This window comes from Nocardiopsis sp. iso_237 (genome assembly GCF_056173345.1).
Map to the genome: position 1 here is coordinate 4,501,462 of NZ_CM149669.1, position 23,691 is coordinate 4,525,152.

General features: G+C 72.5%; 22 protein-coding genes and 2 riboswitches. Of the genes, 6 read left to right on the forward strand and 16 right to left on the reverse strand.

The window, feature by feature from the left end; translation table 11 throughout:
* Nucleotides 1-79: 79 nt before the first annotated feature.
* From AC0VYM_RS20490 to rpe, 6 genes are all read right to left on the reverse strand, one after another.
* Nucleotides 80-553, reverse strand: coding sequence for a PH domain-containing protein (locus tag AC0VYM_RS20490; RefSeq protein ID WP_475454593.1), 474 nt, complete (start codon nucleotides 551-553; stop codon nucleotides 80-82).
* A gap of 106 nt (nucleotides 554-659) precedes the next feature.
* On the reverse strand, nucleotides 660-1,133 hold the full coding sequence (ribH, locus tag AC0VYM_RS20495) for a 6,7-dimethyl-8-ribityllumazine synthase (RefSeq protein ID WP_475454595.1): 474 nt from the start codon (nucleotides 1,131-1,133) through the stop codon (nucleotides 660-662).
* Nucleotides 1,134-1,180: 47 nt separating this feature from the next.
* A complete protein-coding gene (locus AC0VYM_RS20500) occupies nucleotides 1,181-2,467 on the reverse strand; it encodes a bifunctional 3,4-dihydroxy-2-butanone-4-phosphate synthase/GTP cyclohydrolase II (RefSeq protein ID WP_475454597.1) in 1,287 nt (428 codons plus the stop codon).
* 54 nt (nucleotides 2,468-2,521) lie between these two features.
* On the reverse strand, nucleotides 2,522-3,166 hold the full coding sequence (locus AC0VYM_RS20505; protein ID WP_475454599.1) for a riboflavin synthase: 645 nt from the start codon (nucleotides 3,164-3,166) through the stop codon (nucleotides 2,522-2,524).
* 116 nt (nucleotides 3,167-3,282) lie between these two features.
* A riboswitch (FMN riboswitch) is annotated at nucleotides 3,283-3,413 on the reverse strand.
* Nucleotides 3,414-3,480: 67 nt separating this feature from the next.
* Nucleotides 3,481-4,512: a phosphatase PAP2 family protein gene (locus AC0VYM_RS20510; protein ID WP_475454601.1), complete on the reverse strand. Its 1,032-nt coding sequence runs from the start codon at nucleotides 4,510-4,512 to the stop codon at nucleotides 3,481-3,483.
* Nucleotides 4,513-4,683: 171 nt separating this feature from the next.
* On the reverse strand, nucleotides 4,684-5,352 hold the full coding sequence (gene rpe, locus AC0VYM_RS20515; RefSeq protein ID WP_475454603.1) for a ribulose-phosphate 3-epimerase: 669 nt from the start codon (nucleotides 5,350-5,352) through the stop codon (nucleotides 4,684-4,686).
* A gap of 68 nt (nucleotides 5,353-5,420) precedes the next feature.
* On the opposite strand from rpe, the gene AC0VYM_RS20520 reads away from it, so the two are divergent.
* The gene (locus AC0VYM_RS20520; protein WP_475454605.1) at nucleotides 5,421-5,807 is read left to right on the forward strand and encodes a DUF6841 family protein; all 387 of its coding nucleotides are present in this window, start codon (nucleotides 5,421-5,423) and stop codon (nucleotides 5,805-5,807) included.
* 85 nt (nucleotides 5,808-5,892) lie between these two features.
* Here AC0VYM_RS20520 and AC0VYM_RS20525 read toward each other — a convergent pair whose 3' ends face one another.
* Entirely contained in the window at nucleotides 5,893-7,356 is a 1,464-nt protein-coding gene (locus tag AC0VYM_RS20525; RefSeq protein ID WP_475454607.1) for an RsmB/NOP family class I SAM-dependent RNA methyltransferase, read from the reverse strand.
* Nucleotides 7,357-7,432: 76 nt separating this feature from the next.
* On the reverse strand, nucleotides 7,433-8,368 hold the full coding sequence (gene fmt, locus AC0VYM_RS20530) for a methionyl-tRNA formyltransferase (RefSeq protein ID WP_475454609.1): 936 nt from the start codon (nucleotides 8,366-8,368) through the stop codon (nucleotides 7,433-7,435).
* 108 nt (nucleotides 8,369-8,476) lie between these two features.
* On the opposite strand from fmt, the gene AC0VYM_RS20535 reads away from it, so the two are divergent.
* Complete coding sequence (locus AC0VYM_RS20535) at nucleotides 8,477-10,558, forward strand: primosomal protein N' (protein ID WP_475454611.1); 2,082 nt, start codon at nucleotides 8,477-8,479, stop codon at nucleotides 10,556-10,558.
* Here the strand turns inward: AC0VYM_RS20535 and AC0VYM_RS20540 are convergent.
* From AC0VYM_RS20540 to AC0VYM_RS20550, 3 genes are all read right to left on the reverse strand, one after another.
* Complete coding sequence (locus AC0VYM_RS20540) at nucleotides 10,555-11,124, reverse strand: DinB family protein (RefSeq protein WP_475454613.1); 570 nt, start codon at nucleotides 11,122-11,124, stop codon at nucleotides 10,555-10,557. The genes AC0VYM_RS20535 and AC0VYM_RS20540 overlap by 4 nt on opposite strands.
* A complete protein-coding gene (locus AC0VYM_RS20545) occupies nucleotides 11,115-11,834 on the reverse strand; it encodes an SAM-dependent methyltransferase (protein ID WP_475454614.1) in 720 nt (239 codons plus the stop codon). The genes AC0VYM_RS20540 and AC0VYM_RS20545 overlap by 10 nt, the downstream gene beginning before the upstream one ends.
* Nucleotides 11,835-12,080: 246 nt before the next feature.
* The gene (locus AC0VYM_RS20550) at nucleotides 12,081-13,469 is read right to left on the reverse strand and encodes an aminotransferase class V-fold PLP-dependent enzyme (RefSeq protein ID WP_475454616.1); all 1,389 of its coding nucleotides are present in this window, start codon (nucleotides 13,467-13,469) and stop codon (nucleotides 12,081-12,083) included.
* Nucleotides 13,470-13,531: 62 nt separating this feature from the next.
* Nucleotides 13,532-13,646: riboswitch (SAM riboswitch) on the reverse strand.
* A gap of 217 nt (nucleotides 13,647-13,863) precedes the next feature.
* Here AC0VYM_RS20550 and AC0VYM_RS20555 point away from each other — a divergent pair.
* The 4 genes from AC0VYM_RS20555 to AC0VYM_RS20570 all read left to right on the forward strand — a co-directional run bounded on the left by AC0VYM_RS20555 (nucleotide 13,864) and on the right by AC0VYM_RS20570 (nucleotide 17,355).
* A complete protein-coding gene (locus AC0VYM_RS20555) occupies nucleotides 13,864-14,268 on the forward strand; it encodes a DUF3870 domain-containing protein (RefSeq protein WP_475454618.1) in 405 nt (134 codons plus the stop codon).
* A 6-nt stretch (nucleotides 14,269-14,274) separates the two neighbouring features.
* On the forward strand, nucleotides 14,275-15,555 hold the full coding sequence (locus tag AC0VYM_RS20560) for a CaiB/BaiF CoA transferase family protein (RefSeq protein WP_475454620.1): 1,281 nt from the start codon (nucleotides 14,275-14,277) through the stop codon (nucleotides 15,553-15,555).
* 59 nt (nucleotides 15,556-15,614) lie between these two features.
* Nucleotides 15,615-16,808, forward strand: a complete 1,194-nt coding sequence (locus AC0VYM_RS20565) for an acyl-CoA dehydrogenase family protein (protein WP_475454622.1) — start codon at nucleotides 15,615-15,617, stop codon at nucleotides 16,806-16,808.
* Between the two features lie 79 nt (nucleotides 16,809-16,887).
* Nucleotides 16,888-17,355 carry a nitroreductase/quinone reductase family protein gene (locus AC0VYM_RS20570; protein WP_378741296.1) on the forward strand — a complete coding sequence of 156 codons (468 nt, stop codon included), beginning with the start codon at nucleotides 16,888-16,890 and terminating at the stop codon, nucleotides 17,353-17,355.
* 58 nt (nucleotides 17,356-17,413) lie between these two features.
* Here AC0VYM_RS20570 and AC0VYM_RS20575 read toward each other — a convergent pair whose 3' ends face one another.
* The 5 genes from AC0VYM_RS20575 to ruvB form a co-directional block, all read right to left on the reverse strand.
* Nucleotides 17,414-18,337: a GNAT family N-acetyltransferase gene (locus AC0VYM_RS20575; RefSeq protein ID WP_475454624.1), complete on the reverse strand. Its 924-nt coding sequence runs from the start codon at nucleotides 18,335-18,337 to the stop codon at nucleotides 17,414-17,416.
* Between the two features lie 104 nt (nucleotides 18,338-18,441).
* A complete protein-coding gene (locus AC0VYM_RS20580) occupies nucleotides 18,442-20,625 on the reverse strand; it encodes a RelA/SpoT family protein (RefSeq protein ID WP_475454626.1) in 2,184 nt (727 codons plus the stop codon).
* Between the two features lie 597 nt (nucleotides 20,626-21,222).
* Nucleotides 21,223-21,783: an adenine phosphoribosyltransferase gene (locus tag AC0VYM_RS20585; RefSeq protein ID WP_475454628.1), complete on the reverse strand. Its 561-nt coding sequence runs from the start codon at nucleotides 21,781-21,783 to the stop codon at nucleotides 21,223-21,225.
* 135 nt (nucleotides 21,784-21,918) lie between these two features.
* A complete protein-coding gene (gene yajC, locus AC0VYM_RS20590; RefSeq protein WP_017546174.1) occupies nucleotides 21,919-22,284 on the reverse strand; it encodes a preprotein translocase subunit YajC in 366 nt (121 codons plus the stop codon).
* A gap of 322 nt (nucleotides 22,285-22,606) precedes the next feature.
* Entirely contained in the window at nucleotides 22,607-23,683 is a 1,077-nt protein-coding gene (gene ruvB / locus AC0VYM_RS20595) for a Holliday junction branch migration DNA helicase RuvB (protein WP_475454630.1), read from the reverse strand.
* Between the last annotated feature and the right edge of the window lie 8 nt (nucleotides 23,684-23,691).

Genomic DNA, 23,691 nt, shown 5'->3' on the forward strand with positions numbered 1-23,691 from the left:
CTGATACCAACCTATGTGCCCAACGCAACACAGAAGAGCCCCCGTTCCTCCAGGAAACGGGGGCTCGATTCGGTTTCGTCTACGAACGCGGGTCCTCCGCAGGGTCGGGCTCCCGGCCCTCGCCCCGGTCCAGCATCGAACGGAACTCCGCGAGGGCGCGCTGGGCGAACTCTCCGTCGGTGCTCTGGATGCCCATCACCGGCAGCGACGTGCCGTCCGACAGGTCCAGGCAGGGCCACGGCTCACCCACCGGCATCCGGATGTCCAGGACCTCCGGCCAGGCCAGGTGGTGCGTGCGGATGCCGTTGACGACCACCACGTTCCGCTCCGTGGCGATCAGCCGGGGACGGCCCAGCATGTGCAGCCCCGCGGCCACAGCGAGCCCGAGCCCCACGACCAGGAAGCGGTCCATCGTCCGCCACTCGGCGGGCAGGATCACGGCCAGCACGACCATGGTCGCCACGATCAGCAGGCCCAGGCCGTAGGCGACCAGCCGCACCGCGCGGGGCCGCCAGGTCCTCGGCAGGGCCGCCTTGCTCGACGCCTCGTCCACAGGTAGTTCCCTCGTCCGCACCAACTGCTCCATCTCCACGCGCTCAGGCGTGACTCACCCGGTCACCGTCCGGCCAGGCGCGGTCGCGCGCACCAGCAGGGTGGGATCAGCGACGCAGTCCGCGCAGCGCGACCGCCGTGTCCAGGGCGGCCTGCGCGGCCTCGGCGCCCTTGTCCTCGACGCTTCCCGGAAGTCCGGCGCGGTCACGCGCCTGTTCCAGGGTGTCACACGTGAGCACACCGTTGCCCACGGGGGTGGACTCGCGCAGGGCCACCTCGGTCAGACCGTGGGTGACCGACTGGCACACGTAGTCGAAGTGCGGGGTGCCGCCGCGGATGACCGCGCCCAGGGCGATCACCGCGTCGTGCCTGCGGGCCAGCTCCTGGGCCACCACCGGGATCTCCACCGCCCCGGCGACCCTCACCACGACGGGCTCGGCGGCCCCCGAGGCCTTCACCACGGCGAGCGCGTTGGCGAGCATGGGCTCGACGATCGCCTCGTTCCAGCGGGTGACGACGAGGCCCACCGAGAGCCCCGACGCGTCGACCTGGTGTTCGTCCGGACGTCCTGTGCCGCTCATGACCGGCCTTTCTGGATGGGTGTGATGGTGGTACCGGGGGGGTGGTCCTACTGTGCGACACCGGCCAGGTCGTGGCCCATCCGGTCGCGCTTGGTCAGCAGGTAGGAGAGGTTGTCGTCGGTGACGAAGGTCGGCATGGCCACCCGCTCGTTCACCCGCACCCCGTGGTGCTCCAGGCCCTCGGCCTTGGCCGGGTTGTTGGACAGCAGCCGCACCGAGGCCACTCCCAGGTCGGTGAGGATGCGCGCGCCGGCGCCGAACTCGCGCGCGTCGGCGGGCAGGCCCAGACGCAGGTTCGCGTCGACGGTGTCCACGCCCTCGTCCTGGAGGCTGTAGGCGCGCAGCTTGTGCAGCAGGCCGATCCCCCGGCCCTCGTGGCCGCCCATGTACACGATGACCCCGCGCCCCTCCTCCGCGACGGCCGCCATGGCCGCGTCCAGCTGGGCGCCGCAGTCGCAGCGGTGGGAGCCGAAGGCGTCGCCGGTGAGGCACTCCGAGTGCAGGCGGGCCAGGACGTCGTCGCCGTCGGACAGGTCACCGAGGACCAGGGCGACGTGCTCGGCGCCGTCGGCCGTGCCCTTGAAGCCGACCGCGCGCCACTCGCCGTACTGGTTGGGCATACGGGTCTCCACCATGCGCGTGACCAGGGCGGGGTTGGCCTCCTCCTCGGTGAGGGACTCACCGAGGGCGGCGCGGTGGGCGGCCAGCTGCTCGACCGACACCAGCTTCAGGCCGTGCTCGTCCGCGAACTCGCGCAGCCGGGGCAGGCGGGCCATGGTGCCGTCGTCGTTGACCACCTCAGCAAGCACACCGGCGGGGCGCAGACCGGCCAGACGGGCGAAGTCCACGGAGGCCTCGGTGTGGCCGCGGCGGGCCAGGACGCCGCCCGGACGGGCGCGCAGCGGCAGGATGTGGCCGGGGCGCACGAAGTCCACGGGGCGGCTGTCGTCGGAGGCCAGCAGGCGGATGGTGCGGGCGCGGTCGGCGGCGGAGATGCCGGTGCTGACACCCTCCCGCGCGTCCACCGTCACCGTGTAGGCGGTGCGCAGGCTCTCCTCGTTGCGCGCGGTCATCAGCGGCAGGTCGAGGCGGTCCAGGTCCTCCCCCTCCATGGGGACGCACACCACGCCGGAGGTGTAGCGGATCATGAAGGCCAGCAGCTCGGGGGTGGCGAGCTCGGCGGCGAAGATGATGTCGCCCTCGTTCTCACGGTCCTCGTCGTCCACCACCACGATGGCCCTGCCCTGGGCGAACTCCGCGATGGCGTCCTCGATGCGGTCGAGGACGACGGCCTGTCCGGTGTCGGCGGCCGGGGTGGTGTCGGTGACGGTCATGCCCGCTCCTGAAGGTGCGTCGTGGGTGGGTCCGGTGGGTGGTGGCGGGGTGCGCTAGGCGCGGGTGCCGTCCTGCGCGCGGGCACGCGAGACGGCGGTGATGCGCTCCACGTACTTGGCGATGACGTCCACCTCGACGTTCACGGTGGCGCCGACCGCCAGGGCGCCCAGCGTGGTGGCCTCCAGGGTGGCCGGGATGAGGCTGACCTCGAAGAACTCGTCCTCGGCGCCGGGGGCGCTCACGGCGGACACGGTGAGGCTGGTGCCGTCCACCGTGACGGAGCCCTTCTCGACCACGTACGGGGAGAGCTGCGGGGACAGGCCGAACCGCAGGACGTCCCAGTTGTCGCCGGGGTTCCGGGAGAGGAGGGTGGCGGTGCCGTCGACGTGGCCCTGCACGATGTGGCCGCCCAGGCGGCCGTCGGTGCGGGCGGCGCGTTCGAGGTTCACGGGGGCGCCGGGGGTGAGGGCGCCGAGAGAGGAGCGGTCCAGGGACTCCTTCATCACGTCGGCGGTGAAGGTGCCCTCGCCGAGCGCGACGACGGTCAGGCACACGCCGTTGACCGCGATGGAGTCGCCGAGACCGGCGTCGGAGCTGACCAGGGGGCCGTCCAGAGTGAGCAGGACCGCCTCACCACTGCTCCCGGCGGGTTCGATGGAGACGACCTTGCCGAGTTCCTCGACGATTCCGGTGAACACGCCCTACATCCCTTCGCCTGGCACGGCTCCGGGGAAAAGGGTGTGGAAAACGGGTCCACGACAGGAGCGGAACACGGAGCCGTCACCAAGGATCGGCACGGCTCGGACCCGCCCCAACGCGCACTGCCTCCCATCCGGACTTTAACCGTCGGTACCGGAATTCCACCGGTTCAACCGGTCGATGGAATCGACCGGGTCGCGGACTGTCACCGCCGGTTCGGACTTTCACCGACCCCGGAGCACGCGTTTGACTGTTGTCTAACGACTCGATCCTAACCCCTCCCCCACGCGGCGCATAGCCGGTGTGACGGGGGTCATTCCCGACCGGGGACCGCGGGCCGTTCGGGTCGGGTGGCCAGGCCCGCGCGCACGAACATCTCCGGCGCCCCGAAGGACGCCCAGAGGGCCACGGCGCCGTACACCGCGTACGACACAAAGGCCGACGGCAGCCCGGCCAGGTCCCGGAAGAGGATCCGCTCCACCACCAGGACGAGCAGGACCACGGAGATCCCGAGGGCGAACCGCGCCGCGCGTGCCGTGAGCGTGCCCGCGGCGCTGTACCAACCGCGCCGGTGCAGCAGGGTGAAGCCCAGGACCCCGCCGAGCAGCGCCCCGCAGGTCGTGTAGAGCCCGGCCAGCGTGTGTCCGGCGGGGTCGGAGGGTGTCGCGCCGATCCACTCGGCGGTGGGCACCACCCAGTCCCCCCGCACGCCGAACTGCCAGGCGGTCGCCACCGCGCACGGCACCAGCGACACGGCCAGCAGCCACGACACCCAGCGCACCGTGTCCAGGGAGAGCCACCAGGCCAGGACCCGGTCCTCGTAGCGCAGCACCAGCCACAGCAGGGCACCGCCCACCGCCAGACCGACCACGACGTCACTGAAATAGTGCACGCCCAGGAACACACGGGACAGGGCCACCAGCGCGATCACCGCGATCGCCGCCCACACCAGGCTCCGGCGGCCGGACCTGGCCGCGAGATAGCCGTAGGTCACCATCGCCGCCTGGCTGTGCCCCGAGGGCATCCCGAAGCCGCCGTGCTGGGAGTATCCGGTGACCCGCGCGTCGAACCAGTAGGGACGGGAGCCGTAGAGCACCGACTTGAGCAGGTTGTTGACCACCGCCGAGGCGATGACCACCACGAAGAGCCGGGCGCCCAGGCTCGCGTGGACGCACCAGAAGACGGTCACCAGCAGGACGACGATCACGGCCTGGGAGCCGAGGAAGGTGACGATCTCCAAGGGCGGGGCGAGCCACCCGGCCAGCCCCTGCAACCAGCGGATCGCCGCGCTCTCCGCCTCCCAGAGGGCGTCCACGGCCAGGTGCTCGGTGGTCCAAGCGTTCACGCGTACTCCACGGGTCCGCGCCTGGCAACGCGCTCCCGCCGCGCCGCTCCCCCGAGGGGAAGACGGAGCCGCGACCAAGCGAAATCGACGACTACAGCGGGCAGCATAGGGCGGACCGCCCGCGGTGGCCAGGCCCCCGGGTCCGGCGCGCCGCGATCGTTACCGGAGGGTTCAGGCGAGCGCACTGGCCTTGCGGGCCTGGGCGCGCAGGGACTCGATGGCCCTGTCCGGGTCCTGGGCCCCGTAGACGGCGGATCCGGCCACGAACACGTCCGCTCCGGCCTCGGCGGCGCGCTCGATGGTCTCGTCGCTCACGCCGCCGTCGACCTGGAGCCAGACCGAGGCGTCGCGGTTGTCCAGGAGTTCACGGGCGCGGCGGATCTTGGGCAGCACCAGGTCCAGGAACCGCTGACCGCCGAATCCCGGTTCGACGGTCATGAGCAGGAGCATGTCCATCTCACCGATGAGGTCCTCGTAGGGGTCGACCGGCTCGGCGGGGTTGAGCGCCAGCCCGGCGCGGGCGCCGTGCCTGCGGATCTCGCGCAGGGTCCGCACGGGGGCGTCGGCTGCCTTGGCGTGGATGGTGACGCTTCCGGCGCCCGCCTCGGCGTACGCGGGGGCCCAGCGGTCGGGGTCCTCGATCATCAGATGGCAGTCCAGCGGGGTGGGCGTCGCCTTGAGGAGGGACTCCACGATGGGCAGGCCCAGGGTGAGGTTGGGGACGAAGTGTCCGTCCATGACGTCGACGTGCAGCCAGTCCGCGTTGGGGACGCGGGCGGCCTCGTCGGCGAGGTGCGCGAAGTCGGCGCTGAGGATGCTGGGAGAGATCTGGATTGCCACGTCAGCAGTGTATCCGGGCCGGTTCGGGGCAGGTGTGCCTCGGGGGTACCACCGAGTCAGGGGGAGACATGCTGGACGAGGACGGGCTGCGGGACTTCCTGGAGGCCTACAGCCGGGAGCTGGTCGCCGGTGACCTGGACGGGATCGCGGCGCGCTACAGCTATCCGGCCTACGTCGCGGGGGACGTCGAGAGCATCGCGGTGGCCTCGCCCGAGGACGTCAGGGCTGCCTTCACGGGAGCGGCCGAGAGCTACCGGAAGCAGGGGATGGTCGACGCCTCCCCCGAGATCCGCAGGGTGGAGGAGCTCACCGGGAGGCTGGTGTGGACGGACGTGCGCTGGTCCTATCGGGACGCGCGCGGCGAGGAGGTCCGGGCCGAGTCGTACCGGTACCTGCTGCGGGAGGCGGGGAACTCCTGCATGATCTGCGTGGTCGTCGCGACCGGCGGGGCGTGACCGCCACCTTTACGGCGTAGATTCCTGAATGTCCGAAACGCGCCCCCTGGGAACACCGTCCCAAGGGGCGCGTACGGTCGGTCCGCTACTCCGGCTTGCGGCGGAGGAGGGCGAGGAACATGGCGTCCGTACCGTGGACGTGCGGCCAGAACTGGACGTACTTCCCCTCGGGCCCGGCGGCGAGGTCGGGGACCTCGTCGAGGTAGTCCGGGGCGCGAAGGAGTTCGAGGTCCTCGCGTTCGGCCAGCACCTTCCGGACGATCCCGTCCGTCTCGTCCAGGTGCGGCGAGCAGGTCACGTAGGCGACCACGCCGCCGGGGCGCGCGGACTCGACCGCCCGGGTGAGCAGGTCGTGCTGGAGCGGGGCGAGCTGGGTGACGTTCTCCGGGCCCCGGCGCCAGCGGGACTCCGGACGGCGGCGCAGGGCGCCCAGGCCGGTGCACGGCACGTCGGCGAGCACGCGGTCGAAGGAGCCCGGCTTCCAGGCGGGCCGGGTGCCGTCGGCGACGACTGCGCGGCCCGCGTCGCGGGGGGCGCGGCGCACGGCGTCGGCGACCAGGCCCGCACGGGCGGGCTGGAGCTCCGAGGCGACCAGGCGGGCCTCACCCTGGCCCGCGATGCTGGCCAGCAGACCGGCCTTGCCGCCGGGACCCGCGCACATGTCCAGCCACAGGCCGTCGCTGCCCTTGGCGTCCACCCGGGTCAGCGCGAGGGCCACCAGCTGGCTGGCCTCGTCCTGGACGGCGGCCCGGTTCTGGCGGACCTCGCGGATCAGCCCCGGATCCCCCTCGGGCAGGTAGGCGGCGAAGGGCGAGTAGCGGCCCGGCAGCGCCCCGGACTCCTCCAGGTCCGCGACCTTGGCCCGGCCCGGCTTGGCCACGAGGGTGACCCTCGGGCGGTCGTTGTGCGCGACCAGCAGCCTCTCGGTCTGCTCCAGGCCGTCCTTGGCCCGCTCCCCCAGGGCGCGCGCCAGCTCCTTGACCACCCAGCGCGGGTGGCTCCGCACGACGGACAGGTAGCCGCTGGGGTCGCGCTCGCGGTCGGGGGCGACGATCGCGATCCACGCGTCCAGGTCGCGGGCGCTCACCTTGCGCAGGATCGCGTTCACGAACTTGCCCCGGTGCTGGCCCACCACGCGGCGGGCCAGGTCCACGGTCTCGCTGACGGCGGCGTGCGGCGGGATGTTCGTGGACAGCAGCTGGTGGGAGCCGAGCCGCAGCAGGGGCAGCACCTCGGCGTCCACCGAGGCCAGCGAACGGTCGACGCAGGTCTCCAGGATCGCGTCGTAGGTGCCCTGGTGGCGCAGGGTCCCGTAGGTGAGCTCGGTGGCCAGCGCCGCGTCCCGGCCGTGGATGCCGCGCTCACCGAGCTGGGCGGGCAGGAGCAGGTTCGCGTAGGCGTCCCGCTGCTCCACCGCGCGCAGCACGTCGTAGGCGACCCGGCGGGCCGGGTCCCGGGGCTGGGGCGGAGCGGTCCGGTGGCCACCGCCCTGCCTGGGTTTTCCACCCTTACGGGGACGCTGGTTCCGGGACCGGGACTGCTCGCTCAACGTGTGCTCTGCCTCAACAAGCCGGGGACGGGTGCCGACGCACGCTCACGCACGCCAGATCCGAGAGTACGGCAGCTCAGCGGCCGAGTCGGTCGTCGTCGGTGGGACGCACGCCACGGGCCCAGTCCACGGCGGCCATCTCCTTCTTGCCCTGCGGCTGCACCAGGCCGAGCTCCACGGGGTGGGTGCTGGTGCCGACGATGACGCGCTTCTTGTCCGCGTGCAGCTGGCCGGGGTCGAGGTCGGGCCGGTCGGCGTCGGTGACGGGCCGCACCGCGCCGAGCTTGAGGCGCGTGCCCCGGAAGGTGGTCCAGGCGCCGGGAGCGGGCGTGCAGGCGCGGGCGACCCGGTCCACGCGCTGGGCGGGCGCGGTGAAGTCGAGTTCGGCGTCCAGGGTGGTGAGCTTGCCCGCGTAGGACACGTCGGCGTCCGGCTGCGGGACCGGGCTGAGCTCCCCGGAGGCGATGCCGTCGACGGTGCGGAGCAGGAGTCCCGCGCCGGACTCCGCGAGGCGCCCGAGCAGTTCTCCGCTGGTGTCGGTGGAGCGGACCGTCTCCGCGAGGGTGCCGTAGACCGGTCCGGCGTCGAGCTCCTTGACGATCCGGAAGGTGGAGGCTCCGGTGACGTCGTCGCCGTGCAGGACGGCGTGCTGGACCGGGGCGGCGCCGCGCCACGCGGGCAGCAGCGAGAAGTGCAGGTTCACCCAGCCGTGCTTGGGGACGTCCAGCGCGGACTGCGGCAGCAGGGCCCCGTAGGCCACCACCGGGCAGCAGTCGGGGGCGATCTCCGACAGGCGGGCCAGGAACTCGGGGTCCCCGGCCTTGGCGGGCTTGAGGACCTCGATGCCCTCACTCTCGGCGAGTTCCGCGACGGGGCTGGCGGAGACCCTCCGCCCACGGCCGGAGCGCGCGTCGGGTCGGGTGACCACCGCCACGACCTCGTGCTCGGAGTCGATGAGCGCCCGGAGCGAGGGCACCGCCACCTCCGGCGTTCCGGCAAAGACAAGCTTCATGTTCGGGTCCCCTCCGCTGCGCCTACGGATCACTGTTCTACCAGTACCAGCGGGGTCTCCCGAGCGGGAAAGGCGGTGTTGTCGGCGGGTTCTGGTAAACCAAGGGTGATGACTGAGCAGCCCGACCAGCCCGACGACGGCCTCTTCGACGTGTCGGAACTGCTGGACCCCAAGGCGCTGGCCAAGGCCAGGGCCAGGGAGGCGTCCCGCCCCGAACCGCGAAGGCCCGCCGCGAGCCTTCCGGTGGCGCGCGTCATCGTGGACACACCGCTCCCCCACTTGGACCGCTACTTCGACTACCAGGTCTCCAGCGACCAGGACGCCGACGCGGTGCCCGGCTGCCGGGTGAAGGTCATGTTCAACGGGCGCCTGTTGGCGGGGCTGCTCGCGGAGCGGGTGGAGCGGTCGGACTTCGCCGGGCGGCTCGCCTATCTGGACTCGGTCGTCTCCTCGGAACCGGTCCTGTCCCCGGAGATCCTGGAGCTGGCCCGGGCCGTGGCGGACCGGTACGCGGGCACCCTCAACGAGGTGGCCAAGCTGGCCATACCGCCGCGCAGGGTCAAGGTGGAGCGGGAGGCCCCGCCGGAGGAGGAGACCGGCCCGGAGCGGGACGACACGGCGGCGGACCCGGGGCCCTGGCGGGACTATCCGGAGGGTCCGGCGTTCGTCGAGGCCCTGCGTGAGGGGCGTCCGGCCCGCGCTGTCTGGAACGCCCTGCCCGGCCCGGAGTGGGCCGACGCCATCGCGGTGGCCGCCGGGGCCGCACTGGACGCCGGTCGCGGCACGGTGATCGTGGTCCCCAACAGCCGTGACGTGCAGGCCGTGGACGCCGCTCTGACGCGCCTCCTGGGCGAGGGACGCCACGCCGCGCTCCCCGCCGACCTGGGCCCGACCCCGCGCTATCGGCGCTGGTTGTCGGTGCTGCACGGGCGGACCAGGGTGGTGGTGGGCTCGCGCCTGGCCCTGCTGGCGCCCGTGCGCGATCTGGGCCTGGTGGTGCTGTGGGACGACGGGGACGACGTGCACGTGGACCCGCACGCGCCCTATCCGCACGCCCGCACGGTCCTCGCGATGCGCGCGCACATGTCGGGTGCCGGAGCGCTCTTCGGCGGACACACCCGCACCACCGACGCCCAGCTGCTGGTGGAGTCCGGGTGGGCGCTCCCGCTGGTCTCCGACCGGACGACCCTGCGCGGCCGGGCGCCGGTGGTCAAACCCGCCGGTGACGACCGCGAACTGGCCCGGGACGAGGCGGCGCGCTCCGCCCGGCTGCCGAGCCTGGCGCTCAAGGCGGCCCGGGAGGGGGCGCGGGAGGGCCCGGTGCTGTTCCAGGTGCCGCGTCGGGGCTATCTCAACGCCCTGGCCTGCGCCGGATGCCGCGAACCGGCCCGCTGCGGGGCCTGTCACGGGCCGCTGGCCATCCGCGAGGCGCACGCCGTGCCCTCCTGCGGGTGGTGCGGCCGGGTGGCCGGGCAGTGGGCCTGCTCCGAGTGCGGGGTGACCCGTATGCGGGCGGTGGTGGTGGGTGCCCGCCGGACCGCCGAGGAGCTCGGCCGGGCCTTCCCGTCCCTGACCGTGCGCACCTCGGGACGGGACGAGGTCCTGGCCGAGGTGCCGAACCGGCCGTCGCTGGTGGTCTCCACCCCCGGCGCGGAGCCGGTCGTCCCGGAGGGCGGGTACGCGGCCGCGGTGCTCCTGGACGGCTGGGCACTGCTCAACCGGGCGGACCTGCGCGCCTCGGAGGAGGCGCTGCGCCGCTGGCTGAACGCGGCCGCGCTCGTGCGGCCGGGCGGCACCGTGGTGGTCTCGGCCGACGCGTCACTTCCGGTGGTGCAGTCGCTCGTGCGCTGGGACCCGGGCGGGTTCGCCGAACGGGAGCTGGCCGAGCGGCGCGGGCTGGGCTTCCCTCCGGCGGTGTCGATGGCCTCGATCACCGGGGCCCCCGAGCACGTGCGTGAGCTGCTGGACCAGATCCGGCTGCCCGAGTCCGCCGAACTGCTGGGACCGGTGCCGGTCGGTTCCGAGACCGGCGAGAACGGTGACCACGTGACCGAGCGGGCGCTGTTGCGTGTGCCGCGCGGGGCGATCGGTGACCTCTCCCGCGCGTTGAAGGCTGCCGCCTCGGCGCGCAGCGCGCGCCGGGACGAACACCTCGTGCAGGTCCGGGTGGACCCGCCGCACGTGCTCTAGGCGACCGGTTCCGACCACGGACCGGCGCTCTCCCCGAAGCGGGCCCGGTACAGGTCGCGCAGGAGGGCGACCTCGGCGCCGTGGTGGATGAACTCGCGGTTCAGGTGCAGGATGAGCACGACCAGCGGGAAGTCCGACCACTGAGCCGCCTCGGCGCCGCCCACCGGTTCGGCCAGGTCGTCGTCGTCGAGTTCCTGGACGTGGTCGGACCAGGTCACGTAGGCCCTGCGCAGCCGCTGTCTGGCCTCGGCCGCGGTGGAGGGCCAGTCGATGTTGTCGCGGCTGGCGGTCCGGTCCCCGAAGTGCCAGTTGATCCTGGCCTCCAGCACGTCCACCACGATGTGTCCCAGCCGCCAGGCGATGGTGGTGACCGGCGGCGGCACGGGTTCCGGATAGGCACCGTCCGGGGCGTGGCGGCCGTCGGGCAGCTGGCGCACCGTCCAGCAGTCGGGGACGGGCTCCCAGTAGAACTCGGCGTCCGTCAGCCCCTCCAGCCTGGGCCACAGGGAGAAGTCCCAGTAGAACCTCATCTGGGCCAGGATCTCACCGTTCCAGTTCAGCGCCATCGCGTCGCTCCCCTTCCTCGCCTGGGCACGCGGCCCAGTCCGCCCAGGGTTCCACACCCCGGGGCGGACACGTCCTCGTCCGGGTAGGGCCACCAGGTCAGGTCGGCGACCCCCGGTTCGACGGGGAGGAAGGGGGCGAAGGCCCGCTCCGCCGTGGGGCGGGGAGCCGTGGACGTGAGGGCGACGTATCCGCCGCCGCGCATCATGCCGTGCAGGGTGTCGAGCCCGGCGGGCGGGTCCTGCTCCGTGCCGGGACGGGTCATCAGTACGGCGACGGGCTCGTCGAAGTCGACGAGCCCGCTGGTGTGGAGGCGTCGGAGCACGGCGTCCGTCCCGGAGTCGCCGGAGCCGTCCCCGGCCAGGACGGTCGCGTTGCGCGCGGGGGCGGCCAGCACCCCCGCCGTCCCGGTCGGCGCCAGGTGCACCAGGGTGGCGTCGGCGCTGGCCCGGCGGACGCGCTCGGCGGTGCCGGGCACCGGACAGCCCCAGTCCACGAACTGGCGGATCCCGGCGTCCGCGCAGAGGTAGTCGACGACGCGGCCCAGGAAGGCCTGGTGCACGCGGACCCGTTCGGCCTCGGCCGGGTCCGGCGGGCGGGTGCGCGAGCCGAGGCTGACCACCGGTGAGGGCTGCTCGGGGACGCGCGGGGGTTCGGACGCTCGGAACACGGCCGTGAGGGGACCTGTCTTGGGTCCTCGTACGTCCGTCACGATCACGCTCCCCCAGCCGGTTCGCTCGCGGGAGGCGGGACGCCGCGTCGGTACGGACCGGTCGGGCCCGGCGACGGCGCGCCCCACCGTCAGGGCCCGATAGTACCGCCTGGGAACGTGATCCCCGGCACACCCCCGCGTGAAATGTGACCCAGTGCGTCGAATGTGGGGTCATGCGTAGTGAAGTTCCATGAGTCCGAGGTCCCGAATACTCCGATTCCGGACACTCCGGGCGAGAAGGGGGCCTCAGAGGACGTTGCGGGGGTCCGGAACCGGGGCGAGGCGGCCGTCGCAGTCGGCGTACTCCCAGCGCGGGCCACGGGCCACGAGGTCCGCCACCGCGCCGACCAGACGGTCGACGTGCTCCTCGGTGGTCCCCACGCCCAGGCTCGCCCGCACGGCCTGCTCGTGCCCCTCGGGCAGCAGGTGGGTGGTGAGCGGGTGGGCGCAGAACAGGCCGTCGCGCACGCCGATCCCGTACTCGGCGGAGAGGGCGGCGGCCAGGAGGTCGGCGGGCAGGCCGTCGACCACGAAGGACACGATCCCCACCCGCGCGTGTTCGGCGTCCCACAGGGACAGTTCGCGCACGCCGTCGATCTCGCCCAGCCCGGAGCGCAGGCGCTCCAGCAGGGCGGCCTCGCGGATGTGCTGGAGCGAGAGCGTCTCGGTGGTGAAGGTGTCGCAGGCCGCCGCCAGCGCCACGGCGCCCAGCACGTTCGGGCTGCCCGCCTCGTGCCGCGCGGGCAGGTCGTTCCACTGGACGTCGTGCTCGGTCACCCGGCGCGTCGCTCCCCCGCCGGCGAGGTAGGGGGCGGCGTCGCCGAGCCAGTCGGCGCGGCCCGCCAGCACCCCGGACCCGAAGGGGGCGTAGAGCTTGTGCCCGGACAGCGCCACGTAGTCGGCCCCGGTCCCGGAGAGACTGAACGGCAGGTGCGGCACGTACTGGGCGGCGTCCACCACCACGCGGGCGCCCTCGGCGTGGGCGGCCTCGACCAGCTCCTCGACCGGCCAGATCTCGCCGGTGACGTTGGAGGCGGCGGTGACGCACAGCAGCCGGGGCCCCTCGGGCGCCTCCGCGAGCGCGGTCCGGGCGGCGGTGACGGCGGTCTCGGGCGACGCGGGCAGGGGCAGCCGGACGACCTTCCCGGCGCGTGAGGCCGGGTGCTCCCACGGGAGGAGGCTCGCGTGGTGCTCGGACTCGAAGACCACCACGGTGCAGCCCTCGGGAACGGCGCGGGCCAGCAGGTTGACGGCGTCGGTCGTGCCGCGCACGAACACGACGGCGTCGGCGGAGCCGTACGCGTCGGCCTCGGTGCGCACGCCCAGGAACCGGGAGACGCTCCGGCGGGCGCGCTCGTAGGCGTCGGTGCTGACCTGCGAGTGGTGCCCGGCGCCCCGGTGGACGCTGGCGTAGTAGGGCAGGGCGGCGGCGAGCGCGTCCGCGACGCTGGTCAGGCAGGGGGCGCTGGCGGCGTAGTCGAAGTTGGCATAGTCGACGCGCTCACCGGTGACCAGGGGGACCCCGCCCTCGGCGGTGACGATCGCGCACTCGGTACGGGCCTCGGCCTCGCGGGCCGCGTCCCGGGCGGCGGAACGGCTGGAGCGCGTGGAGTCGAACGGGATGACAGTGGTCATGGGGCACCTCTTCTGCGGGTCGTGGGACCCACGGGGTACGCCGATGACGGCTGCGCCTCAGGGGTCCGCGCTTGTCTGACACGGTCGTGTCGGGACCTGGTCCTCACCCGGGGCACCCCACCGCGGAAGGAGGGTTGCCGACCAGCTAGCCGGGGCTTGTCGCTGGTACTCGTGACCTGAGCGGAAATGTAACACAGGGCTCCCGTGGCGCGCATCCGTGTGCTCGTGTGCCCTGGACCACCCCCGCCCTTGACACCGACCGTCCCGGCTGGGCCATACTGATCGAGAACTGCCCTCACGTCGCGGGTGTCCGGTTTCCCCCGGCCGCCCTTCAGACGCGAGACTCCAGTGAGTTGGAGTTTTCGCGTGCCCGCAGACAAGAGGTGCTTTTCCGTTGTACGGCGACGACCGTGTTCAGCAGCTTCTCCGCGACCCCAGGGTCGTGCTCATCTCCGGCTACGCCCGTCTTCCCGACTCGGTGGCGAGCCATTCCCAGTACCAGCGGCTCGGTGTCGTGCTCGCGGTGGACTCCGCGGACGGCCGGATCGTGGCCGCGGACACCACCCTCCTGACCGACCTGGCCAAGGACTTCTTCCGTGCCCTGGTCGAGGGCGCCTCGGTGACCGAGGACATCGCGGAGATCGTCCAGCGGGTCCAGACGCGCTACGCGGGCCAGTCCGGCGCCGCGCTCACCACCGCGCTGCGCCGCTGCCTGGAGACCTACTACCAGCTGCGGGACGGCGACCAGCTGCCCTGCGGCCCCGTGGACCCCGAGAGCCCGTCCGACGGCGAGGAGTGACCCCCCATGCGTGAGACCAGTTCCCCACCCGATCCCGCTCCCGGTCCGGGAGCCCCGCTCCCGCTGGCCGGGGTGCGGATCGCCGACCTGTCCCGGGTGCTCGCGGGCCCCTACGCCACCATGCTGCTCGCTGACATGGGCGCCGAGGTGGTGAAGGTGGAGCAGCCCGGCCGGGGTGACGACACCCGGTCCTGGGGCCCGCCCTACGCCGAACCCACCGAGGAGCACCGGGCGGACCACTCCCCCGGCGAGGCCGCCTACTTCCTGTCCGTCAACCGGAACAAGCGCAGCCTGGCCGTCGACCTGAAGGACCCCGAGGGGCTGGCCGCCGTCCAGGAGCTGTGCGCGACCTCGGACGTGGTGATCCAGAACTTCCGGCCCGGGGTGATCGACCGGCTCGGACTGGGCTACGAGCAGGTGAGCGCGCGCAATCCGGCCGTCGTGTACTGCTCCGTGAGCGGCTTCGGCCCCGAACACGAACCCGCCACCCGCCCGGGGTTCGACATCGTCGTCCAGGCCGAGAGCGGGCTGATGGCCACCACCGGTCCCGCCGACGGTCCGGCGAGCAAGGTGGGTGTGGCGCTCACCGACGTCCTGACCGGCCTGAACGCTGCCGTGGGCATCCTCGGCGCGCTCATGCGGGCCCGGGTGACCGGGCGCGGTGAGAACATCAGCGTCTCCCTGGTCAACTCCACCCTGTCCAGCCTGGTCAACCTCGCGCAGCAGGCGCTGGTCACCGGGGCCGAACCGGCGCGCGTGGGCAACGCCCACACGACCATCGTGCCGTACCAGGTGTTCCCCACCAAGGACGCCGAGGTGGTGATCGCCGCCGGGAACGACGCCCTCTACCAGCGTCTGTGCGCCGCGATCGACCGCCCCGACCTGGGCGCGGACCCCCGGTACGCCACCAACCCGGAGCGGGTGGCGCACCGGGGGGAACTGGTCGCGGAGCTGTCCGCGACTCTGCGGGAGCGGCCCGCCGAGGACTGGATGCGGGTCCTGGTCGAGGCCGGGGTCCCGGCCGGCCGGGTCCGCGGGGTGCTGGACGCCCTGCGCACCGCGGACGCCAACGGCGACGACGTCCTGCGCACCGTGGAGCACCCCACCGCCGGGCCGTTGGAGCAGGTCCGCGCGGGGTTCCGCATGGAGCACACCCCCGTGCCGATGACCGCGCCGCCGCTGCTCGGACAGCACTCGGCACAGGTCCTGACCGAGCTCGGCCTCACCCCGGAGCGGATCGCGGCGCTCCTGACCAGTGGCGCCGTCCAACAGACCGACGTCGGCTGAGCCGGGCCCCGCCCCGGCACCGACCCCGCACACGCAAGCACCACGAAGGGACACCCACCATGAGCGACTCCCAGCGCAGGGCCGCCGCCCCCGACCCCCTCGACTTCCTGGCGGTGGACGCCGAGCTCTCCGACACCGAGCGCGACATCCGCGACGCCGTCCGCGAGTTCTCCACCCGTGAGCTCCTGCCCAACGTGGCCGACTGGTTCGAGGCCGGAACCCTCCCGGACCCGCGCGGTCTGGCCAAGGCCTTCGGTGACCTCGGCGTGCTCGGCATGCACCTGGACGGGTACGGCTGCGGCGGCTCCAGCGCGGTCGCCTACGGCCTGGCCTGTAGGGAGCTGGAGGCCGTGGACTCGGGGCTGCGGAGCTTCGTGTCCGTGCAGGGCTCGCTGGCCATGGCCGCCATCCACAAGTTCGGCTCGGAGGAGCACAAGAACGAGTGGCTGCCGAGGATGGCCGCCGGTGACGCGATCGGCTGCTTCGGGCTGACCGAGCCCGACTCCGGCTCCGACCCCGGCTCCATGCGCACGCGCGCCCGCCGCGACGGGTCGGACTGGGTCCTCAACGGCACCAAGATGTGGATCACCAACGGCTCGGTCGCGGACGTCGCCGTGGTGTGGGCCGCCACCGAGGACGGCATCCGCGGCTTCGTGGTGCCCACGGACACCCCCGGGTTCTCCGCCAACGTGATCCACAGGAAGCTGTCGCTGCGCGCCTCGATCACCTCCGAGCTGGTCCTGGAGGACGTGCGGCTGCCCGCCGACGCCGTCATGCCCGGGTCGAAGGGTCTCGGCTCCCCGCTCTCCTGCCTGAACGAGGCCCGCTACGGGATCGTGTGGGGCGTGGCCGGCGCCGCCCGCGCCTGCTACGAGGCGTCCCTGGACTACGCGAGGACGCGGGAGCAGTTCGGCAGGCCGATCGGCGGGTTCCAGCTCACCCAGCGCAAGCTGGCCGACATGGTCGTGGACGTCAACCACGCCGCGATGACGGCGCTGCGGATCGGTCGCCTCAAGGACGAGGGGAACTGCCACCACAACCACGTGAGCTTCGGCAAGTTCGCGAACGTGGCGGCGGCCCAGAGGGTGGCCCGGACGGCGCGCGGCATCCACGGCGCCAACGGGATCACCCTGGAGTACCCGGTGATGCGGCACATGGTGAACCTGGAGACCGTGGCCACGTACGAGGGCACGGAGGAGATCCACGCGCTGAGCATCGGCCAGTCCGTGACCGGCGTCTCGGCGTTCCGCTAGACCGGGGGCGCGCCCACGGGTGCCATCGGTCGCCGGAAACCATCACAATGGGAGCATCCGATCGAGGGAGTTGCCGAAGATGGTGAACGAACCGACGAAGCGGTTCGAGATGACGAAACTGCGGCGGACCGCCAACGCCTTCGTCAGCGGCTTCGTCAAGTACGGGGCCTGCCCGCCGGAGCTGCACCTGCTCACCACGCGTGGGCGCACCTCCGGTTTCCTGCGCACCATCCCGCTCAGTGTCCTGGACAGTGAGAGCGGCCGGTACCTGGTCTCCCCGTACGGGGAGGTCGACTGGGTGCGCAACATCCGCAAGGACGGTTTCGCGACCCTGCGCCAGGGCGGCTGGATCGAGCTGGTGAGCGTGCGGGAGCTGGGCCCGGCCGAGGCGGCTCCGGTACTCAAGGAGTACCTGGACAACCCCCGGTCCGCGGTCGTCGGCCCGTACTTCGACGCTCCTCCGGAGGCCCCGGAGCAGGCGTTCGAGGCCGAGGCCGACCGGCACCCGGTCTTCCAGATCGTGCGGTCCACGACGATCCGTCTGTAGTACCGCGCACGGAGCCCCGGTCACCCGAAGCGGGTGGCCGGGGCTCCGCCGTGGGGGCTCAGCGCGCGGGGCGCAGCAGGGCCGTGCCCCGGTCGAGCGTTGTGTAGCCCACGGTCGCGTAGGTCATGGCCGGGGTCGGGTAGGCCTCGTTCGGTGTGGTGTTGATGTACACCCGGTCGCCGCCCCGACGCGCGGTCAGGGCGCACGCCGTGAGGGCGAGCGCGACGGCCAGGCCCCGGCGCCGGTGCGCGGGGACCACGCCGAGGGGTTCGATCTCCGAGCAGCGGTTCTCCGGGTCCCACCAGACGACGCAGCAGGCGGCCAGCGACCCGTCGGGGGCCTCCACCACCAGGTCGAGTTCGCGGTCGTACAGCAGCGCGGCGCGGGTGCTGTCGTACCGTTCCCGGCTGAACCGGCTGGTCAGGTCCGGGTTCACCGTGCCCACGCGCTCGGGCCAGGGGAGGTCGGAGGGCTTCCAGGCGGTGCGGTGACACGCCACGCGGGCCTCCTCCTCGTCCTCACGGACGGGGCGGATCCGGTACCCGTCGGGGAGGCGGATCTCCTCCTCGGTGGCGGCGCGGCCCATCCACTCACCGAAGGTGTTGTCCTTCCCGAGGGCGAAACCGGCCTTCTCCGCGAGGTCGCGGAGCACGGTGTCCCCCTCGAAGGCCAGGAGTTCCACGGCGGCGTCACCGGTTCGGGTCAGAGCCCAGTCCAGGAGCGCGGCCCCGGCCTCCGGATCGCGGGAGGCACCCACGGCCGAGACGGTGGCCAGCGCACGCAGGGCGTCGGGCCCTTCGATCACGGCCCAGCCCGCGATCTCACCGTCCCGTTCGGCCACGGCCGCGTTCCCACCGGTGAACTCCTCGGTGGCCAGCTGCCAGCCGAGCCCGCCCGGGTGCGGGGCCGTCGGCCACAGGCGCTGGGCCAGCGCCTCCAGGGAACGCCCGTCTTCGGGGCGGAGCGGACGGATGTGGAGCATGGGGGGCTGCCTTCCCTCGGAGTGGTCCCAGGCACGTTAGCTCCCGGGACCTCCCCGCTCCACCGGTTTTCCGGGCCGCACCGCCCTCGCGGGGCGGCCGCGGGTCAGTTGCGGACGCGGAAGACGTCGTAGACGCCGTCGACCCCGCGGACCGCGCGCAGCACGCTGCCCAGGTGCGTGGGGTCGGCCATCTCGAAGGTGAAGCGGCTCTGCGCCACCCGGTCCCGGCTGGTCTGCACCGTCGCGGACAGGATGTTCACGTGCTGGTCGGAGAGCACCCGGGTGATGTCGGACAGCAGACGGGAGCGGTCCAGGGCCTCCACGTGCAGCGCCACCAGGAACATCGAGTCCTCGGTGGGGCGCCACTCGACGTCCACCATGCGCTCGCGGTCCAGGCTCGCGGCGTTGACGCAGTCCGCGCGGTGCACCGAGACCCCGTTGCCCCGGGTCACGAAGCCCACGATCTCGTCACCGGGCACGGGCGTACAACACTTGGACAGGCGCGCCCACACGTCGGCGTCGCCTCCGGCCACGACCACGCCCGGGTTGCCCGCGCGCTGGCGGCTGGTCGCCACCTTGGTCGGCAGTGAGGACTCCGCGAGGTCCTCCGCGTGGCTGTCCAGCCCGCCCATGGACTCCACGAGCTTGCCCACCACGCTCTGCGCGCTGACCTGGCGTTCGCCCACGGCCGCGTACAGGGAGTCGACGTCCGGATAGCGCAGGTCGCGGGCGAGGGCGATGATGGCCTCCCCGTTGAACAGGCGCTTGACCGGCAGCTCCTGCTTGCGCATGTACTTGGCGATCTCGTCCTTGCCCTGCTCGATCGCGGCCTCGCGGCGTTCCTTGGTGAACCAGTGCCGGATCTTGTTGCGGGCGCGCGCGCTCTTGACGAAGTTGAGCCAGTCGCGGCTGGGCCCGGCGTCGGGGTCCTTGGAGGTGAGGATCTCCACGGTCTCGCCGTTGTGCAGCTCGTTCTCCAGCGGCACCAGGCGTCCGTTGATCCGGGCGCCCACGGTGCGGTGGCCGACTTCGGTGTGCACGGCGTACGCGAAGTCGACCGCCGTGGCGCCCTGCGGCAGGGAGATGACGTCGCCGCCCGGGGTGAAGACGAACACCTCCTGCACGGACAGGTCGAAGCGCAGCGACTCCAGGAACTCGCCCGGGTCCTTGGTCTCCTGCTGCCAGTCGATGAGCTGGCGCAGCCACTGCATGTCGGTGGTGCCCTTGGGCTTGGCCTCGGCACCGGAGGAGTTGCGGTCCTCCTTGTACTTCCAGTGCGCGGCGATGCCGTACTCGGCGCGGCGGTGCATCGCGCGGGTGCGGATCTGGAGCTCGACCGGGTTGCCGGAGGGGCCGATGACCGTCGTGTGCAACGACTGGTACATGTTGAACTTCGGCATCGCGATGTAGTCCTTGAACCGGCCGGGGACCGGGTTCCACCGCGCGTGGATCGTGCCCAGGGCCGCGTAGCAGTCCCGGACGCTGTCCACCAGGACCCGCACCGCGATGAGGTCGTAGATCTCGTCGAAGCCCACGTTGCGGGCGATCATCTTCTGGTAGATCGAGTAGTAGTGCTTGGGTCGGCCACGCACGGTCGCCTTGAGCTTGGACTCGCGCAGGTCGGCCGAGACCGCCTCGATGACCTCCTGGAGGTACACGTCGCGGCGGGGGGCCCGCTCGGAGACCAGGCGGGCGATCTCGTCGAAGCGCTTGGGGTAGAGGGTGGCGAAGGCCAGGTCCTCCAGCTCCCACTTGATGGTGTTCATGCCCAGGCGGTGGGCGAGCGGAGCGAAGATCTCCAGGGTCTCGCGGGCCTTCTTCTCCCGCTTGGCCCGGGCCGGGAGGTAGCGCAGGGTGCGCATGTTGTGCAGGCGGTCGCACAGCTTGATGACCAGCACGCGGATGTCGCGGGCCATCGCCACGACCATCTTGCGGACCGTCTCGGCCTGGGTGGCCTCGCCGTACTTGACCTTGTCCAGCTTGGTGACTCCGTCGACCAGCTCCGCGATCTCGTCACCGAAGTCGGCGCGCAGCTCGTCGAGGGAGTAGTCGGTGTCCTCGACGGTGTCGTGCAGGAGGGCGGCGGCCAGGGTGGCCTCCTGCATGCCGAGCTCCGCGAGGATGGTGGCCACGGCGAGGGGGTGCGTGATGTAGGGGTCGCCGCTCTTGCGTTTCTGGTGGCGATGATGGTGGGCCGCGACCTCGTAGGCGCGTTCGATCAGCCGCACGTCCACCTTGGGATGGGTGGCGCGCACGGTCTTGATCAGTGGTTCGAGCACCGGGTTCATCGTCACTCCCCGCTGGGCCCCGAGTCGGGCGAGCCTTCGGCGTACTCGCACGGTGGAGGGTGTGGTGGCCGCCTGACCCCCCGGGGCACCCGGCCCCGAGACGTCGGAGGGCGCCGCGTCACGCGCGGCGCCCTCCGGGCGGTCCTTCTGTGGTCTGTCGGTGCCCTGCGCACGCTCCGACCGCGTGGTGGTGGCTTCTTCCTGGGGGGTGGCGGCCGTCCGCGTCTCGGGGGTCTGCCCGCCCGACCCCTGATCGGACACAGCCCCGGTCGAGACCACTTCGCTTGGCATGCCTACCTCCCGCGGTTCCTCCCGGTGGAGCCGACGTCGCCGTCCGGCTCGCCTCCGGTGCACGTGCGTGTCATCAGGGCCAGTCGTTGACGCGGCCGCCGCGGTCCCCTCGCCCGCCAGTCTAGTGGGGACCACTCCCCACCTGCGCGGGGAGCGGTCAGGCGCCTCGTGTCCCCGGTACCGACTCGTAGGTACGCCTGGTGACGCAGATCACCAGGTGCGTCACACCGAGTGCTGGAGTACGTCAACAAGGACGAACTGTCGAGGTATTCCCCCGTGGGGGGCGACAGTCAGGCGAGGTCGGCCTCAGACCGAAAGGAGGGTGCGCGGCTCCACGTCGGGCATCTTCTCCCGCCCCCGCAGTGCGGAGAGCTCCATCAGGACGGAGAATCCCACGACCGTACCACCCGCCTTGCGGACCAGGTCCACCGCGGCCCTGCCGGTCCCGCCGGTCGCGAGGACGTCGTCGACGATGAGCACACGGCCGCCCGGGGTGATCGCGTCGGCGTGGATCTCGACGGTCGCGGTGCCGTACTCCAGATCATAGGCCTGGTCGATGGTCTCCGAGGGCAGTTTCCCGGCTTTGCGCGCCGGAACGAAGCCCGCGTCCAGTGCCATGGCGACGGGGGCGCCGAAGATGAACCCGCGCGCCTCCAGCCCGACGACATGGTCGATCCCGCTGTCGAGGAACGGCGCGGCCAGGGCCCGCACCGCGACGGCGAACGCCTCCGGGTGGTTGAGCAGGGGCGTGATGTCCTTGAACAGGATGCCCGGGTGCGGGAAGTCCGGGACGTCGCGGACGTGGGCCCTGATCAGGTCGAGGTCGGCGGCGTCCGGGACGTCCGGGGTCGCGGTGTCGTGGGACATGGGTGGCGGGGCCTTCTGTGGTGGGTCCGGTCTGGCGGAACTGCGGGCGGAGGTGGCCGGGACACAGCGGTACCGGCCCCGGGAGGGGGCCGGTACCGAAGTCTGTGGCGAGCCGGGGCACGGCCCGGCCCGGTGTTATCCCTTGGGCTTGTCGTCGTCGCCGAAGTCGGGACGGTCCTCGACCGGGGTGTCGTCGGCGGCGGGCGTGATGACCTCGCCGACACCGGCCTTGAGCATCCGGATACGGGTGCCCGGGGAGATCTCCAGCAGCACGTCCTGGTCGTGGATCTCCACCACGGTGGCGAAGATGCCCGCCTTGGTCATGACCTCGACGCCGGGGACCAGGGAGCTCTGCATCTGCGTCTCCTGCTGGCGGCGCTTCTGGTTCGGGCGCCAGAAGAGGAGCCAGAAGACCAGGAGGATCAGCACGAACGGGAGCATCATGCTGAAGATGCTGCCCTCCTGCTGGGCCGCGTCGGCGAGAGTGTAAATGCCCTGCACGGGGGCGTCCTTCCTGACGTTTCGTGTGGCCGACGTCTGCCGGTTCGGACACCGCGACGACCACCTTCTCGGGCCGACCGACCACGGCGGCCGGAGTCGTACCCGATGCCTACAACGCTCGGGGGAGCCAACTCGTTCCGCCGGTGTCCGACGACGCCAGGACGGGGACGCTGCCCCGTCGTGGCTGGTTCGACACAGTTTACGTGGCGCCGGTCACCGGCGACCCACCGCCCGGGGTCGGAGCGCTAACGGTTCGGACCCGGTTCGCGCACGCGCCCCCACGCGCCCCGGCGGGGACCCGCGGGGAGGCCTCCCGCCCCGGTCAGGGGGCCGGGGTGCCCTGACCGGCCCTCCCGGCGCCGTTGGCGGCGGGGTCGGCAGCGGCGCCGAAGGCGGCGTCCGGCGGCGGGGTGATCCCCATGTGCGCCCAGGCCATCGGGGTCGCCACGCGGCCGCGCGGGGTCCGGGCGAGGAAGCCGGAGCGGACCAGGAAGGGCTCCGCGACCACCTCCACCGTCTCGGCCTCCTCGCCCACGGACACGGCGAGCGTGGACAGCCCCACCGGCCCGCCCCGGAAGCGGTTCATGAGCACGTCCAGGATGGCCCGGTCCAGGCGGTCCAGCCCCAGGGCGTCCACCTCGTACAGCTCCAGGGCGGCCCGGGCGTTGCCCAGGGTGAGGTGCCCGCCTCCGCGCACCTCCGCGTAGTCGCGTACGCGGCGCAGCAGGCGGTTGGCGATCCGGGGGGTGCCGCGCGAGCGACCGGCGATCTCGCGGGCCGCGTCGCCCTCCAGCGGGGCGCCGAGGAGCCCGGCGGAGCGGTGCAGGATCTGTTCCAGCTCGTCGGGCTCGTAGAAGTCCATGTGCGCGGTGAAGCCGAAGCGGTCGCGCAGCGGTGCCGGGAGCATGCCCGCGCGGGTGGTCGCCCCGACCAGGGTGAACGGGGCGATGTCGAGCGGGATGGCGGTGGCGCCGGGCCCCTTGCCGACCACGACGTCCACCCGGTAGTCCTCCATGGCGACGTAGAGCATCTCCTCCGCGGGGCGGGCCATGCGGTGGATCTCGTCGAGGAAGAGGACCTCTCCCTCCTGGAGGGTGGAGAGCACTGCGGCCAGGTCGCCGGAGCGTTCGATGGCCGGGCCCGAGGTGATGCGCAGGGGCGCGCCGAGTTCGGCGGCGATGATCATGGCCAGGGTGGTCTTGCCCAGGCCCGGGCCGCCGGACATGAGGATGTGGTCGGGGGCGCGGCCCCGGCGCTGGGCGCTGTGCAGGACCAGGGAGAGCTGTTCGCGCACCCGGTGCTGGCCGACGAACTCGTCCAGGTTCCTCGGGCGCAGCGCACCCTCGATCTGGTGTTCCTCGACGTCGGCCTCGGGTGAGACGGCGTCACGCTCGTACACGGGTGTTC